The 15,341-nt window shown below is 73.0% G+C and carries 15 protein-coding genes; 8 read left to right on the plus strand and 7 right to left on the minus strand.

What is annotated here, in order from left to right:
* Nucleotides 1–141: 141 nt before the first annotated feature.
* Nucleotides 142–1,071: an SGNH/GDSL hydrolase family protein gene (locus tag P8A18_RS28770; RefSeq protein ID WP_306059165.1), complete on the plus strand. Its 930-nt coding sequence runs from the start codon at nucleotides 142–144 to the stop codon at nucleotides 1,069–1,071.
* A 4-nt stretch (nucleotides 1,072–1,075) separates the two neighbouring features.
* Here the strand turns inward: P8A18_RS28770 and P8A18_RS28775 are convergent, their stop codons facing one another.
* Nucleotides 1,076–1,711: a TetR/AcrR family transcriptional regulator gene (locus P8A18_RS28775; protein WP_306059167.1), complete on the minus strand. Its 636-nt coding sequence runs from the start codon at nucleotides 1,709–1,711 to the stop codon at nucleotides 1,076–1,078.
* Between the two features lie 159 nt (nucleotides 1,712–1,870).
* On the opposite strand from P8A18_RS28775, the gene P8A18_RS28780 reads away from it, so the two are divergent.
* The 6 genes from P8A18_RS28780 (at nucleotide 1,871) to P8A18_RS28805 (ending at nucleotide 8,535) form a co-directional block, all read left to right on the plus strand.
* On the plus strand, nucleotides 1,871–3,406 hold the full coding sequence (locus P8A18_RS28780) for an ABC transporter substrate-binding protein (RefSeq protein WP_306059169.1): 1,536 nt from the start codon (nucleotides 1,871–1,873) through the stop codon (nucleotides 3,404–3,406).
* A gap of 27 nt (nucleotides 3,407–3,433) precedes the next feature.
* A complete protein-coding gene (locus P8A18_RS28785; protein WP_306059171.1) occupies nucleotides 3,434–4,375 on the plus strand; it encodes an ABC transporter permease in 942 nt (313 codons plus the stop codon).
* A complete protein-coding gene (locus P8A18_RS28790) occupies nucleotides 4,372–6,138 on the plus strand; it encodes a dipeptide/oligopeptide/nickel ABC transporter permease/ATP-binding protein (RefSeq protein ID WP_306059173.1) in 1,767 nt (588 codons plus the stop codon). The genes P8A18_RS28785 and P8A18_RS28790 overlap by 4 nt, the downstream gene beginning before the upstream one ends.
* Nucleotides 6,135–7,007 carry an ATP-binding cassette domain-containing protein gene (locus tag P8A18_RS28795; protein WP_306059175.1) on the plus strand — a complete coding sequence of 291 codons (873 nt, stop codon included), beginning with the start codon at nucleotides 6,135–6,137 and terminating at the stop codon, nucleotides 7,005–7,007. Before P8A18_RS28790 ends, P8A18_RS28795 begins: the two co-directional genes overlap by 4 nt.
* 204 nt (nucleotides 7,008–7,211) lie before the next feature.
* The gene (locus P8A18_RS28800; protein ID WP_018554580.1) at nucleotides 7,212–7,874 is read left to right on the plus strand and encodes a hypothetical protein; all 663 of its coding nucleotides are present in this window, start codon (nucleotides 7,212–7,214) and stop codon (nucleotides 7,872–7,874) included.
* Nucleotides 7,875–7,923: 49 nt separating this feature from the next.
* Nucleotides 7,924–8,535: a class F sortase gene (locus P8A18_RS28805; protein ID WP_306059177.1), complete on the plus strand. Its 612-nt coding sequence runs from the start codon at nucleotides 7,924–7,926 to the stop codon at nucleotides 8,533–8,535.
* 92 nt (nucleotides 8,536–8,627) lie between these two features.
* Here the strand turns inward: P8A18_RS28805 and P8A18_RS28810 are convergent, their stop codons facing one another.
* Nucleotides 8,628–9,773 carry an FAD-dependent oxidoreductase gene (locus tag P8A18_RS28810; protein ID WP_306059179.1) on the minus strand — a complete coding sequence of 382 codons (1,146 nt, stop codon included), beginning with the start codon at nucleotides 9,771–9,773 and terminating at the stop codon, nucleotides 8,628–8,630.
* 131 nt (nucleotides 9,774–9,904) lie between these two features.
* Between P8A18_RS28810 and P8A18_RS28815 the strand changes: the two genes are divergently transcribed.
* Nucleotides 9,905–10,489 (plus strand): TetR/AcrR family transcriptional regulator, encoded by a 585-nt coding sequence (locus P8A18_RS28815; protein ID WP_306059181.1) that lies wholly within the window; start codon nucleotides 9,905–9,907, stop codon nucleotides 10,487–10,489.
* 81 nt (nucleotides 10,490–10,570) lie between these two features.
* On the opposite strand, the gene P8A18_RS28820 is transcribed toward P8A18_RS28815, so the two are convergent.
* The 5 genes from P8A18_RS28820 to P8A18_RS28840 are packed head-to-tail and all read right to left on the minus strand — an operon-like array spanning nucleotide 10,571 to nucleotide 15,301.
* Nucleotides 10,571–11,332, minus strand: a complete 762-nt coding sequence (locus P8A18_RS28820; protein ID WP_306059183.1) for a 4'-phosphopantetheinyl transferase family protein — start codon at nucleotides 11,330–11,332, stop codon at nucleotides 10,571–10,573.
* A gap of 7 nt (nucleotides 11,333–11,339) precedes the next feature.
* The gene (locus P8A18_RS28825) at nucleotides 11,340–12,629 is read right to left on the minus strand and encodes an MFS transporter (RefSeq protein ID WP_306059186.1); all 1,290 of its coding nucleotides are present in this window, start codon (nucleotides 12,627–12,629) and stop codon (nucleotides 11,340–11,342) included.
* A gap of 40 nt (nucleotides 12,630–12,669) precedes the next feature.
* Complete coding sequence (locus tag P8A18_RS28830; protein ID WP_306059188.1) at nucleotides 12,670–13,014, minus strand: hypothetical protein; 345 nt, start codon at nucleotides 13,012–13,014, stop codon at nucleotides 12,670–12,672.
* Complete coding sequence (locus P8A18_RS28835; protein WP_306059191.1) at nucleotides 13,011–14,303, minus strand: glutamate synthase-related protein; 1,293 nt, start codon at nucleotides 14,301–14,303, stop codon at nucleotides 13,011–13,013. Before P8A18_RS28835 ends, P8A18_RS28830 begins: the two co-directional genes overlap by 4 nt.
* Nucleotides 14,300–15,301: an asparagine synthetase A gene (locus P8A18_RS28840; protein WP_306059193.1), complete on the minus strand. Its 1,002-nt coding sequence runs from the start codon at nucleotides 15,299–15,301 to the stop codon at nucleotides 14,300–14,302. The genes P8A18_RS28835 and P8A18_RS28840 overlap by 4 nt, the downstream gene beginning before the upstream one ends.
* Nucleotides 15,302–15,341: the final 40 nt, after the last annotated feature.

Below are 15,341 nucleotides of genomic sequence, written 5' to 3' on the forward strand. Positions count from 1 at the left end.
CCCGGATTTCTTTTGGGTGCGACCCTTGACGGCCAGAAACCGATCACCGTACGGTTTTCGTGCTCGGGCGGTCCGCTCCGATGAGCTCTCTGCTGCCGTCCGCCCCGTCGGCTCCGCTCTCCCATGAATCGAGGAACGGTCATGTCGGTATCCGGTCGGTCGACCACCCCCGCCCGCCGAGAGGCGGACCACCCGGCTCCGGCCCGGCGGCGTGCGTACGCCCCGCGCCTGGCCCTCGTCGCCGCCGCCTCGGCCGCGCTGCTGACGGGTGCCGCCTCACCCGGCCTCGCGGCCCCGGCGTCCGGCGACGCGGTGCGCTATGTCGCGCTCGGCGACTCCTACAGCTCCGGGCTCGGCATCCCGCCGCAGGCCGACCCGGCCTGCGGCCGCTCGGACCGCAACTACGCCTCGCTCGTCGCACAGGAGGTGGGGGCGGCGTCGTTCACCGATGTCACCTGCGCCGGGGCCGACACCACGCACATGGCGGGCCCGCAGGACTCCGCCGCGCCCCAGCTCGACGCCCTGCGCCCGGACACGACCTTGGTCACCCTGGGCGTCGGCGGCAACGACCTGGACCTGGCCGGGGTCATCACCCGCTGCGTGCTGGTGGGTTACCTCGCGCCGCACGGCTCGCCGTGCGAAACCAGCTTCACGCTGTTCGGCACGGACGAGATCGGCTCCCGGATCAACGCGACCGCGCCGAAGATCGACGCGGTGCTCGACGCCATCCACGCCCGCTCGCCCCTGGCCCGGGTGCTGCTCGTCGGCTACCCCTCGCTGCTGCCCGACGACGGCAGCTCCTGCCGGGCCACGATCCCGCTGGCCGACGGCGACTTCCGCTGGGTGCGCGACGAGGAGAAGCGCCTCGACGCCATGCTGGCGCGGCGGGCCGTCGCGTACGGCGCGGAGTACGTCGACACCTACGGCCCGTCCGTCGGGCACGACGCCTGCACGGCCGAGGGCGTGCGCTGGATCGAACCGGCGGACTCCGACGAGGGTGCGGGCTTCCACCCCAACGCGACCGGACACAGGAGCATGGCCGATGCCGTCCTCGCCGCCCTCGGCCGCTGACACCTCACTCCCGCCCGGCGTCCAGCCCGTACCGGCGGAGGAAGGCGCGGACCTGTTCCGCCATGTCGACCGCACCCGGCTCCAGCAGCCACTGCGTCTGGAGCCCGTCCATCAGTGCGAGCAGCTGCTGGGCCACGGCCGCCGCGTCGCCCCGCGCGTCCGGCCCCGCCGCCGCGAACAGCTCCGCCAGGAGGCCGGTGGTCTCCCGGCGCAGGAGCTGGTAGCGGCGTACGAAGTAGTGGTGGGCGGGGTGCTCCGGATCGGAGGCCTCCGCCGACAGCTTCGCGTACAGCGCGACCAGGCCCGGCGTCCCGGCGTTGCGGGCGACCACGTCGACCAGCCGGCGCAGCCGCTCGGCCGGGTCCGGCTCCGGGTCGCCGGGGCCGAGGGTGCCGGGGAAGAGCCGGCGCGCGTCGGTCTCGTCCCGGAGGCTCAGCACGTCCAGCAGCAGGGCCTCCTTGCCGGGGAAGTGGTGCAGCAGTCCGGCATGGGTGAGCCCGGCGTGGGCGGCGATATCGCGCAGCGAGACCGCGTGGAAGCCGGAGCGTGCGAACAGTTCGGTCGCCGAATCGAGGATCCGGGCGCGGGTGCGCTCGCCCTTCGTGACGCGCCGGGGTGCGTCGGGCGCGGGGTCGTTCACTTCGGTGCTCTCCTGCCGCAGGTGATCGTCGTACGGCGGAACTTACCGGCTGGTCAATTCCCCGGAGCAAAAACCTACCAAGTGGTTAATTCCGTGTGTAGGCTCACCGGCAATCTTCCCCGGGGCGGTGCCCCCGGCTCTCCAGACGGAGCGAAAGACATGAGCAGAACCTCCCGAACCGCGACGGTGGCCGCCTGCGTCGCGGCCTCGCTCGCCCTCGCGGGATGCGCCGGCGACGGCGGCGGCGCCGAGGGCGCCGGAGCGTCCACGCTGAACATCGCGACGATGACGCTCCCCCAGAGCCTGGACCCCGCGGTCGCCACCGGCAGCGCCCTGCCGTACTTCCAGGCCGTGTACGACACCCTCATCAAGCGCGACCCCGACGGCACCTTCAGCCCGATGCTCGCCACGAAGTGGACGTACAACACGGACCGCACCAGGCTCGCGCTCACCCTGCGCGAGGGCGTCGAGTTCGCCGACGGCAGCGCCTTCGACGGCGCGGCGGTCAAGGCCAACATGGAGCGCTTCCAGAAGGGTGGCGGGGCCTCCGCGAAGTGGCTGAACGACCTGGAGGCCGTCGACGTCACCGATGCCACTCACGTCACGCTCAAGCTCAAGCAGCCCAATCCGGCGATGGAGTTCTACCTGAGTGACGCGCCCGGTCTGATGGCCAACCCCAAGCGGTTCGCGCAGGGCGACAGCCTCAGGACGACCCCGGACGGCACCGGCCCGTACCGCCTGGACGCGTCCCGCACCACCGTCGGCACCAAGTGGGCCTACCGGCGCAACGCGGACTACTGGGGCGGGGAACTCCCCTACAAGAACGTCAACATCAGCTTCTTCGACAACGAGACCGCGATCACCAACGGCCTCAGGACCGGGCAGGTGAACGCCGCCCTCCTCCAGACCGCCGACCAGCAGATCGCCATCGAGTCCGACCCGAAGGTCACCACGCAGAAACAGGAGATCGACTTCCAGGGCCTGCTGCTCTTCGACCGCGACGGCAAGCTGACGCCGGCACTGCGCGAGGCGAAGGTGCGCCAGGCGCTCAATTACGCCGTCGACCGCGACACGATGCTCGACAGCATCCGCCAGAGCCGCGGCCGGACGACCTCGCAGGTGTTCGGCCCCGAGACCCTGGGCTACGACAAGAAGCTCGACACCTACTACTCCCACGACCCGGCCAAGGCCAAGGCCCTGCTCAAGGAGGCCGGTTACGCCGACGGCTTCACCCTGAAGCTGCCGCGGATCACGGCGATCGTCAACGACGCGCTCGCCGCCTCCCTCCAGGCCGACTTCAAGGCCATCGGTGTGAAGCTCGTCTGGGACACCCTCGACGGCGCCTCGGCGGTCCAGAAGGTCTTCACGGACCGGGGCTACTCCGGAATGGTCATGAACATGGGCCAGCCCACCTCCGACTGGGCAGCGGCCAACGACCTGGTCACCCCGGGCGCGTTCAACATGTTCGGCACCACCGACAAGGCGACGCGGACGCTGCTGCCCCGCATCCAGACGGGCGCCGGCGCCGAGGCGAAGACAGCCGCGCGCGAGCTGAACGAACACCTCGTGAAGGAGGGCTGGTTCGTCCCCTTCTACCGGATGAGCTACCTGCACGTCTCGGACGGGACCGTGAAGATCTCCCCGCAGTCGGGCATGGCCGTCCCCTCGATCTACAACTACGCGCCGGCCAAGTAGCGCCCGAGCCGACGGATACCGAGTGTCATGCTGAACTTCATCGCCCGCAGGATCGCCTCGGGAGCCGTGCTCCTGGTCGTGATCTCCTTCCTCACCTATCTGCTGCTGTCGGTCCCGCACATCGACGTGGGCCGCCAACTGCTCGGGGAGAGCGCCACCCAGAGCGCCGTCGACGCCAAGAACGCCTCGCTCGGCCTCGACCAGCCGGTGCTCCAGCAGTACGCCACCTGGCTGTCCCACGCGGTCCGGGGCGACCTCGGCAGCTCCTGGTTCACGAGTGAGGACGTGGGCCGGGCCGTCGGCAACCGCCTCCCGGTCACGGCGAGCCTGATGCTCGGCGTCACCGCCGTCACCACGGTCCTCGCCTTCCTGCTCGGGGTGTGGGCCGGGGTGCGGCGCGGCGCGGCCGACCGCTTCGTCCAGGTCCTCGGCGTGGTCGGATACGCCCTGCCGGGGTTCCTGCTGACCCTGGTGCTGGTCCTGGTCTTCGCGGTACGGCTGCGCTGGTTCCCGGCCATCGGCTACACCGGCTTCACCGACTCGCCCAGCGGCTGGCTCTCCACCATCACCCTGCCGGTCGTCTCCCTGTCGGTGGTGTCCGTCGCGGGCGTCTCCCAGCAGGTGCGGGGAGCCGTCATCGACGCCCTGCGGCAGGACTACGTACGCACGTTGCGCGCCCGCGGACTGCCCGCGTCCCGGATCGTGTTCAAGCACGTCCTGCGCAACGCCTCGGCGCCCGCGCTCTCCGTGCTCGGCATGCAGTTCGTCGGCCTGCTCGGCGGGGCCGTACTCGTGGAGCAGATCTTCGGCCTCCCCGGCATCGGCTCCATGACCGTCACCTACGCCACCCGCGGCGACATCCCCGTGATCATGGCGCTCGTCATGCTCACCGTGGTCGGTGTCGTCCTGATCAACCTCCTGGTCGACGTCCTGATCGGCTGGCTCAACCCCAAGGCGAGGGCCGCATGAGCGACAACAACCGGGCCGCGACCCTGCGCCGGGTCCTGCGCAACCCCCTCGGCGGACTGTCCGCCGCCCTGCTCCTCGTCCTCGTCCTGGCCGTCCTCCTGGCACCCCTGATCGCCCCGCAGGACCCGGACGCCTCGTCGCTCGCCGAGGCGTTCGCGGAGACGAGCGGGGCGCACCCCCTCGGCATGGACTCGGCGGGCCGCGACATCCTCTCCCGGGTGCTGTACGGCGGGCGCAACACCCTCGGCGGCGCCCTGCTCGCCCTCGCCGTCGCCCTGGTGCTCGGCGTCCCTTCCGGACTCTTCGCCGGCTACCGCGGCGGCCGGTTCGACGCGGTCGCCAACTGGAGCGTCAACCTCGTCATGGCGCTGCCCGCCATGGTCGTCCTGCTCGCGTCCCGGGCCATCCTCGGCCCCGACGTCCGGGTCCTGATGATCGTGCTCGGCGTCCTGGTGGCCCCCAGCTTCTTCCGCCTGGTGCGCGGCATCGTCGCCAACGTCCGGGGCGAGCTGTACGTGGACGCCGCGAAGGTCTCCGGCCTCTCCGACACCCGCATCGTCGCCCGGCACGTCCTGACCGTGGTGCGCGGGCCCATCATCATCCAGGTCGCCCTCGTCGCGGGCGTCGCCATCGCCCTCCAGGCCGGCCTCGAATTCCTCGGCGTCGGCAGCGGATCGACGGCCACCTGGGGCGCCATGCTCAACGAGGCGTTCCAGAACATCCAGCGCGCGCCCATGCTCATCCTCTGGCCCGGCCTCGCCCTCGGACTCACCAACTGCGCGCTCGTCCTGCTGGCCGGAGCCGTACGGGACGCCCTGGAGGAACCGACGCCCCGGCCCGCCCGCCGCAGGCGCACCGAACCCGCCGCGGCCACGGCACCCGACTCCGATCCGGCGGAACCGGCCGCCGAGCCCGCCGCGCCGCGCGCCGCGCTGCTGTCCGTGCGCGGCCTCACCGTCGCCTACGCCCGGCCCGACGGCACCGCCAAGGAGGTCGTGCACGGCGTCGACCTGGACGTGCGGCCCGGTGAAATCGTGGGCCTCGTCGGGGAGTCCGGGTCAGGCAAGACACAGACCGCCTTCTCGGTCCTCGGTCTGCTGCCCGAGGGAGGCAGGGTCACGCACGGCAGCATCACGGTCGACGGCCGGGAGACCGTGGGCATGCGGGAACGCGACCACCGCGCGCTGCGCGGCCGCACCCTCGCGTACGTACCGCAGGAACCCATGAGCAATCTCGACCCCGCCTTCACCATCGGCAGCCAGCTCATGGAGCCCATCCGCCACCACCTCGGACTCGGCCGCAAGGAGGCCGCCGAGCACGCCCGCGAACTCCTGCGCCAGGTCGAGATCCCCGAACCGGAACGCACCCTGCGCCTCTACCCGCACGAGATCTCCGGCGGCATGGCCCAGCGCGTCCTGATCGCCGGCGCGATGTCCTGCGACCCCGCCCTCCTCATCGCGGACGAGCCGACCACCGCACTCGACGTACGGGTCCAGGCCGAGGTGCTGGGCCTGCTGCGCGGGCTCCGCGACGAACGCGGCCTCGGCGTCCTCCTGGTCACCCACAACCTCGGGGTCGTCGCCGACGTCTGCGACCGGGTGGCCGTGATGAACGCCGGCCGCATCGTGGAGAGCGGCACCACCGAGCAGATCCTCGGCGCACCGCGGGACCCCTACACCCGCGCCCTGCTCGCCGCCGTACTCGACGACGCCCCGGCCCGCGCCCCCTGGAAGCCACGAGAAGCAAGGACCGTCACCGCATGAACACCCCCGACGGCGCGGCCGCGCCGGACGCCCTCGCTCCCGACGCCCTGCTCACCGTGCGCGACCTGCGGGTCTCCTTCCCCGGCAAGGGGTGGCGGGCCCCGGAGACCGAGGTACTCAAGGGCGTCGGCCTCCACGTCGGGGCCGGCGAGACCCTCGGCCTGGTCGGCGAGTCCGGCTCGGGCAAGTCCACCATCGGCCGGGCGGTCCTCGGGCTCGTACCGGTGCGTTCGGGCTCGGTCACCTTCGACGGCGAACGCATCGAGCACGCCGACGCCCGGCGCCGCCGTGCGCTCAGCCGCGACCTCCAGGTCATCTTCCAGGACCCCTACACCTCCCTGAACCCCGCCCGCACCATCGGCGACACGCTCGCCGAGCCGCTCATCGGCCAGGGCACCGCGGCCCGGGAGGCCCGGGGGAGGGTCGCCGGGCTGCTGGAGCGGGTCCACCTGCCGGCCGACGCGGCGGGGCGCCTGCCCCGGGAGTTCTCCGGCGGCCAGCGCCAGCGCGTCGCTATCGCCCGCGCGCTGGCCCTGCGCCCCCGCCTCGTCATCTGCGACGAGCCGGTGTCCGCGCTCGACCTGACCACCCAGCGCACCGTGCTGGACCTCCTCCTGGAGATCCAGGAGGAGACGGGCGTCTCGTATCTCTTCGTCTCGCACGACCTGGCCGTCGTCCGCTTCATGAGCCACCGCGTGTCGGTGATCCACCGGGGCGGGATCGTCGAGACGGGCGACGCCGCGACCGTCACCTCGCAGCCGCGTCACGACTACACGCGCACCCTGCTGCTCGCCTCCCCGGTGGCGGACGTGGCCGAGCAGCGCAGGCGGCGCGAGGCGTCGGCGGCGGGCGGGGTGTCCCGGGACTGACGGGCCGCGTACGCGGGAAGCAACGGGGTGCCCCACGGGCGCCCCGTTTCCCGTGTGAGGCCTTCGGGCGGGTCCGCTATCGGCTACTCAGGGTACTTATCAGATTTTTCAGAGTGTTACGCGGCCTTTACCCCGTACCTCATGGCATCTCTTAGGCGATCGGTTGATCAGTACGACAATCATCCCGGCTCGAAGGAGTTCAGCATGCGTATTTCCGCTACCGTCCGGTCCCGCAGCGTCCGCGCGGGCGCCGTCACGGCGGCCGCGGTCGCCGCCGCCGCGGCCACCCTGGCCGGAGCATCCGCCGCCTACGCCGCACCCGGCGACAGCGGGGACATCGACATCCGCTCGGTCGGCTGGGCGGCGCGCGGCGGCAACGGCGCCGAGGTCTGCAAGTTCGTCCTCTCGGCGAGCAACTTCGGTGACATGCCGGCCGTTCCGTGGACCATCACGGCTCAGCCCCCGACCGTGCCCCCGGGGGACACCCTGGCGAGCACGCTGCCCCTCGTGAACGGCTCGGCGCGCAGCCAGGAGTACCTGCTCCCCGAGGGCACGTACCAGCTGGTGTGGGTCGTCCCGGCGGGCCCGAAGAACAAGGCCTTCCAGGTGGACTGCTCCAAGCCGGCCGGCAACAACGACCGTGCCGACAACGGCGGCCGGGGCTCGGCGGGTGCCGAGACGAGCTACGAGCGGCCGTCCGGCGGCGTGCCGGCCGGTGGCGGCGGCGTCCCGGACATGGAGAGCCTGAGCTCCGAGAGCGACTCGAACGTCGGCACCACCGCCGCGCTGGCGGCCGGCGCGGTCGGAGCCGCCGGGCTGGTCATGGTCCGCCGAGCCGCACGCCGCCGTGCCCGCAACGAGGCATAACCCGCGCCGAAGACGCCGACGGGGCCCGAGCCGGGCGTGCCGTCTGACGATGACGCTGTGCGTGACCTCCTCGCTGGTGACCGGCATCGTCTGGGCGAGTTCCGGCTCGTCCGACGATCCGGCCGCCGCCGCCCACGGCAATGACGCCGCGGGCGGCGGGGACCGGCCGGCCGAGGAGGCGCACGCACCGCTGTCCCCCTCGCGGCCGGTGAAGGTCGCGGTGCCCGCCATCTTCATCGAGGCACCGGTCACCGGTCTCGGGCTCGACGGGAAGGGGCACCTCGGCGCCCCGCCGATGAGCAGGCCGAGGGAAGTGGGCTGGTACCGCGACGGGCCGTCGCCGGGTGAGGCGGGGACCTCCCTGATCGTCGGTCACCGCGACACGGAGACCGGACCGGCCATCTTCCTCAACCTGAACGCGCTGCACCGCGGTGACACGGTGACGGTCACCCGGGCCGACCGGCGGACCGCCGTCTTCACGGTCGACGCGGTGGAGACGTACACGAAGGACAAGTTCCCCGACGACAAGGTGTACGGGAGCACCGGCCGTCCGGAACTGCGGCTGATGACCTGCGGCGGGCGCTTCAACAAGAAGGACGGCTACTCGGCCAACGTCGTCGTCTTCGCCCACCTGACGTCACTGAAGAAACAGAAGGTCTGACGGCAGCCGTCCCGGTGGCCCGAAGCGGTAGGGAACGGCCGGTGCCTCGGGGGCGAGGCGCCGGCCTTCCGCCGTGCCGGGGCACAGTGCCCTCAGTGCCCGGGTCCTTCCGGCCCGCCGGAGCCGTGCTCCTCGGCGGACAGCAGGTCCTCGGCACGGCCGTCGAGCATCCGGGCCGTCTCCGCCGAGCGGGGCAGCATGGTCTTCTCGTACGCGCGCACCGCGTCGTCGACGCGGGCGGAGTTCGCGAGGGACAGGGCGAGGTCGCAGGCGTCGAGCATGGCGAGGTTGACCCCGACGCCGAGCGGCGGCATGAGGTGGGCGGCATCCCCGAGCAGGGTGACCGTCGGGTTGTGCGCCCAGGTGTGCGGGACGGGCAGGGCGAGGATCGGGCGGTGTACGTAGGGTCCGTCGTTGTCCGTGATCATCCGGCGCAGGCCGGGCGCCCAGTGGGCGTAGCGCTCCAGGAGGAGGGCGCGGAGGGAGCCGGTGTCGGCGGCGTCGAGGCCGTGGGTGGTGATCCAGTCCGCGGGGACGCGCTGGATGAGATACGTGCGGATGCGGTCGCCGCCGTTGCGCTGGGCGAACATGGCGCGTTCGCCGTCGGCGGCGTGGGCGCTGCCCCGGCCGACCAGTTCGGCGAGTTCGCGGTGGCGGTCGTCCACACCGGAGAACCACGCTTCCAGGAAGCTCACCCCGGTGTACGCGGGAACGGCGGGCGACACGGCGGGCCGCACCCGGGAGAACGCGCCGTCGGCGCCGATGACCAGGTCCGTTTCGACGGTGGTCCCGTCCGTGAAGTGCAGCTGTCGCGGGCCGTCGTCCGGTCCGCCGACGTGTTCGAGGGCGTGGCCCCAGCGGACGGTGCCCGGCTCCAGGGAGTCGAGCAGCAGATCGCGCAGGACGCCCCGGTCGATCTCGGGCTTGAACAGCTCGTCGGGTTCCGGCACGTGATGGCTGGTGAGCGTGGCGTCCGCGGTGTACTGGCGCATCTCCTGGCCCTCCGGGCGGGCCAGCCGGAAGAAGGCGTCGAGCAGACCTGCCTCGCGCAGGGCGATCTGGCCGTTGTCCGCGTGCAGGTCCAGGGTGCCGCCCTGGTCGCGGGAGCGCGGGCCGTCGTCGCGGTCGTGGACGGTCACGGCGATGCCGTGCCGCTGGAGGATGCGCGCGCAGGTCAGCCCGCCGGGGCCGGCCCCGATGACGCTGATCCGGGCGTGGGAGGGGGTGGGGGAGGACATGGGTGTTCCCTTCGTGGCAGGTGGGTGTGCGAAGAGCGGGGTGGACCCCGCCTGCCTGAAAAGTAGAACACGAACAAAAGTAGAATCCAACAACTTAGATGTGGATTCCACTGTCGGGTAGACTCGTGGACATGACCGAGACCCCCGTCGGACGCCGCGAGCGCAAGAAGGCGCAGACCCGGCAGTCGATCGCCGATGCCGCCCTGGAACTCTTCCTGGAGCGCGGCTACGACCACGTGAGCATGCGCGACATCGCCGACGCGGCCGACGTCTCGACCGCCACGATCTTCAAGCACTTCCCCGGCAAGGAGGCGCTCGTCTTCGACCAGGAGGAGGGCGTGGACGCGCGGCTGATCGCCGCCGTCCGGGACCGGGCCGCCGGCCTGGGCATCCTCGACGCCCTGCACCGGCACCTGATCGACAGCTGGCTGCCCCTCGCGGCCCACCCGCAGCGGCAGGAGTTCGACCGGCTGGTCCACTCCACGCCCGCGCTGCGCGCCTACGCCGAACGCATGTGGGCCCGCCACACCGACACGCTGAGCACGGCCATCGCCGACGACCTCGGCGTGCCGCACGACGACCTGGCCTGCGTCTCGCTCGCCCGCTTCGTCCTGGAGATCCCGGTCCTCGCCCAGGGGCAGAAGGACCGCCGGGCCGCCGTCGACGGGGTCTTCGACATCCTCGCCCACGGCTGGCGACCGCCCGGCGGGGCGTAACTCCTCTCCGGCCCCGGACCTGCCTGGCGCCCCCGGCGGCGACACCGCCGGGGGCACCAGGTGTTCGGCCTCCCCGGCCGGTCAGTCGGGGCCCGCGCCGATGGACCGGTGGCGGACCGCCACCGCGGCCCGGTGGCCGTGCGGGACGGCGACATCGGACACCAGCCACCCGGACAGCGCGGCCGGTGTCCCGCCGGCGCCGACGTACTCCGTCGACGGATCCGCCCCCAGGCCGATCCCGAGCCCCTTCAGATACGCCTCCTTCCTGGTCCACACCCGGGCGAACGCCGCCGGACGCAGAGCGGGGGCGAGGGCGGCGAGCTCCGCCGCCTCCGCCGGGTGGAGGACATCGGCCGCCTCGACGAGGGTCTCCGGGCCCGGCACCGGTTCGACGTCCACCCCGACCGGGGCGGCGGCGACGGCGATCAGGCTCAGGCCCTCGCAGTGCGAGAGCGAGAAGTGCAGGCGCCCGTCGGGCAGTACGGGCCGGCCGTGCGGCTCCCCGCAGCACGGGCACGGCGCTCGGGCCACCGATACGGTCCGGGGCGCGATGCCCAGATGGGTGCCGAGCACCCGGCGCAGCCCGACATGGGCGCACAGATAGGTGGCGCGGTCGGTGGGGCGGCGGAATTCCTCCGCCCGGGCCAGCTCGGACGGGCCGAGGACGAGCGGGGCGTACCGCGCGGCGCTCTCCTCGTGCGCGGCGGTGGCGACCAGCCAGAGCTGCGCACCGCCCGGTCCGGGGCCGGCCGGCGGGGGCAGCGCCGCGGGGAGCGGGGGCAGCGCGGCCGGGAGGACGAGGCGGTCGACGGCGGGTGGTGGACTGGGTTCCAGCAGGGACATGTCTGCCTCACACGGCTGTGGCGGTGGGCTCGGGGACGGCGGATACCTCCGCTGCGCCAGGGGTCTCCCGCGTTACGGGGGAGCGCAGGGCGAGGGCGGCGGCCACGGGCGAGAACAGGGCGATCGCCGCGCACAGCAGCCAGGTGCCGGTCACACCCAGCGCGGCGGAGACCGAACTGAAGACGGCGAGCGACAGGGGCGCGGCTCCGATGCTGGACAGGGAGAAGGTCGACATCGCGGCGCCCAGCCGGCCCTCGGGGACGGCCTGTTGGTAGGCGGTGACCAGGGCGGGGCCGTTGAATCCCGAGAAGAGGCCGACGACGCACGCCGTGACGGCCAGGATGCCCGGGGTCGGGACCAGTGCCATGCAGCCCATGCCGACGGCGAGTCCGGTGCCGGTGACCAGGAGCTTGACCGAGACCGGGATGCGGTGGGCGAGGGCCGCGCCCAGTGCCGCCGACGCGAGGGCACCGGCGCTGAACGCGGTGAGGGCCGCGGCGACCGAACCGATGCCCCAGCCCTCGCCGGAGGCGCGCAGCGGCAGGGCGACCTCGGCCGGCCACAGGAAGGCGAAGTCCATGCAGAAGCAGGCGATGAACATCCACCGGAGCTTGGGGTGGGCGCCCAGCAGCAGCAGACCGTCCCCGGAGCGCCGGAAGAGCGAGGTACCCGCCCCGGAGCGGCGTTCGGGGCGGCCCATGCCGTGGGTGACGTGAAAGGCGCAGACCAGCCAGACGGCGCAGCCCGCGGCCGAGACGATCATGACGTCGGACAGGCCGCCCGCCACCACCAGCCACGCCCCGAGCGGCGATCCGGCGATCGGGGCCAGCCGCATCACCATGGAGAACAGGGAGTTGGCGCGGCCCAGGTGTTCCTGAGGGGCCAGCCGGGTCAGCAGGATGCCGGAGGCAGGACCCGTGAGGCCTAGCAGCGAGCCCTCCACCACGGCGACGGCGACCAGGGGCCAGAGGCTGTCGGCGCTCGCGGTGACCAGGACGCCGACGGCGAGGACGACGAGCCGGGTGGCGGTGGCCCGCAGCAGCACGGCGCGTGGGCCGAGGCTGTCGGCGAGAGCGCCGCCGAACAGCAGCATCAGGGCGCGCGGCAGCGTGGAGGCGAGGATGACGAGGGTCACGGCGCCCCGGCCGCCGAGCTGGACCGCGGTCCAGTTCATGGCGATGAGCAGGGCGAAGCTTCCGCACTGGACGGCGGCCTGGCCGGTGGCGAAGCTGCCGATGCGCCGCCAGTCCGGGGCGGTCGCCGCCTCGGACGACGGGGCGGAGGGGTTGGTTGTCATGGGTTCGGCTTCCTGGGGGAGGGGGCTCGATGTGGGCGGTTCAGCGGAAGTGGCGGGTGGCGCGGACGCTGACCTGGGTGTCGTCGCCGCGCAGCGTCGCGGTGACGGCCAGGGCGGCGGCGCGGCCGGCGGCGCGGTGCAGGGAGTCCCGGCCGCGTGCCCCGCCACCGTGGGCGCGCAGTTCCAGACGGCCGCCGAGGTAGCCCCGGCCCGCCTCGGCGAGGGCGCGTTCGGCGGCGCGGCGGGCCGTGTCGGCCAGGGAGCCCCGGCGCTCCGCGTCCCGCACACCGTCCTCGGCCGCGGTCACGGTGATGCCGGGCAACTCCCGTACCAGGAAACGGGCCTGGACGCCGCGGCCGCGCCGGCGGTACGGGCGCCCGGTCACGGCGCCGCTCCGACGGCGGGCTGGGCGGAGCCGAGCGGGGAACTCCCGGCGTCGGGGCTGTCGGGCCACCAGAGGTCCTCGGGGCCCAGCGCGGTGACGGTGTACTTGCCCAGTGCGCCGATCAGCAGGCGCAGTTCGAGGGCGACGCTCTCGACGAGGCGCTCCAGGCCGTGTTCCGGGTCCTCGTCCACGGCGACCAGAGCGGCGCGCCCCAGGCCGACGGCGCGGGCGCCGAGGGCGAGGGCGCGCACGGCACGGCCGCCCTCCCACATGCCGCCGCTCGCGAGCAGGCAGCCCTCGGGGCGGCCGATCCGGCGCAGGCACTCGGCGAGCGGCAGGCCGACCTGGTCGAGGAAGACGCGGGGCGCCCAGCCGGTGCCGCCCTCCGCACCGTCCACGGTGACGGCGTCGGCCCCGGCGGCCCAGGCGGTGCGGGCGGCGTCCCCGATGTCACGCCCCGGATGGAACTTCACCCAGGTCCGGGCCTTGGGGAAGTTGTTCCGCATGAAGCGCAGCTGCTGGCGCAGGATCTCGTCGGTGAAGGTGCCGGGCGTGGCACAGCGCAGCCGGCGGTCGTCGTCCGCGCCGAACACCTCGGTGACCGTGAACCGGCCGGCCAGCTGCTCCGCCTCCGCGCCCGCGACGACGGTCATGCCGCCGAGACCCGGTTTGGCGCCCTGACCGGTCTTCAACTCGAAGGCCAGACGCCCGGATTCGAGCAGCGGACGGGTGGCGGGGTCGCTGTAGAGGAGGTTCCAGACCTCGGAGTCGGCGTCCTCGGTCGACTGCTGGACGACGATCCCGCCGACACCCTCGGGCGCGGCTTCGAGGTAGGCGTCGATGCGGTCCAGCAGGGCGGAGCGGGTGGCCTCCCCGCCGCGCCGGTAGCCGTGCACGGGCACCATGTTCTCCCCGATGACCATGGGGATGCCGAGCCGCCCTGCCTGGCGGGACGCGTGGACGGCGAGGTCGCCGCTGCCGGCCCGGGTGGACCCGAACGCCGACAGGTACAGCGGCAGCGAGGCGCCGAAGCCGCCGGTCCGGGTGGTCAGGTCGACATCGCCGGACTCGGGCTCGCGGGCCAGTTCGATGAGCTTTTCGAGCCGCTCGGGCATGAAGACGGGCGGGGCGATGCGGGCCCGGTCCAGGGCGTCGGCGCGGTCGCCGGCGCCGGGCCCGAAGAGTTCGGCGCCGTACGAGCCGGCGGCGGGGAAGACCTCGGCGGTGCCGCGCCGGGCGCGGGCGCGGATCTGCCGTTCCGGGAAGCCGGGCGCGGTGAGGGCGCTCACGGGGCCACCACCCCGGGGAGCTTCGGGTAGGCGCTGACCTGCCACAGGGAGTCGAGCCCGGTCAGGAAGCGGACCAGGCGCTGAAGACCCATGCCGAATCCGGCGCTGGCCGGGATGCCCTCGCGCGCCTCCTTCAGATACCAGGCGTACTTGGCGGGGTTCTCGCCGCTCTCCCGCATCCGGGTGACGATCGTCGCGTAATCCGACTCGCGCTCGCTGCCGGAGACCAGCTCGCCGTAGCCGTGCGGGGCGATGAGGTCGAAGTTGCGCAGCACACCCGGGCGCTCGGGGTCCTCGCGGTCGTAGAAGCCGCGCGAGCCCTTGGGGTAGTCGTTGACGAAGAACGGGCGGTCGCTCTCCAGGGAGAGCAGCCGTTCACCGGTCCAGTCGATCTCACTGTCCGGGCTCTGCGGATGACCGATGGCGAGCAGGCGCGAGATGGCCTCCTGATGGGTGCACACGTCGTACTTGCCGCTGCGGATGTCCGCGAAGTCGGCCTCCAGACGCCCGAGTCCGGTGAGGATGTCCGGGACGGCGCTCCACACGTGCTCGGCGACGTGGGTGAGCAGCCCGGCGGCGATCTCCTGCACGTCCTCGCGGCGGGCGCCGGCCATCTCGACGTCGATCTGGTGGAACTCGACCAGATGGCGCCCGGTGGTGGCGGTCTCCTCCGGCTCCACCCGCACGTTGGGCGCGATGTAGAACAGCTTCGGGAAGCCGTGCAGGGACGCCTGCTTGTAGAGGATGGCGCTGGTCATCAGCTTGTACGGGCGGCCGTAGTAGTCGACGTCAAGGGCCTTGGCACCCCGGCCGCCCGGGTCGGTGACCGGTCCGACGAGGGGCGGCAGCAGCTCGGTGAAGCCCTCCCGCCGCAGGTGGTCGCGGGCCGCCTGGAGGGCCTCCTGCTGGACGAGCATGGCGGCGCGCAGCTGCGGGGAGCGCAGGTGTTCGCCGAGCGGGGGCGGCAGGGCGGGGCCGGGCTGCGGGGTGTGGTCCATGACGGGCTCCTGTTCGTGACGGTGGCCGGGGGTGGGGTGG

The sequence above is a fragment of the Streptomyces sp. Mut1 genome (assembly GCF_030719295.1).
Classification (GTDB): domain Bacteria; phylum Actinomycetota; class Actinomycetes; order Streptomycetales; family Streptomycetaceae; genus Streptomyces; species Streptomyces castrisilvae.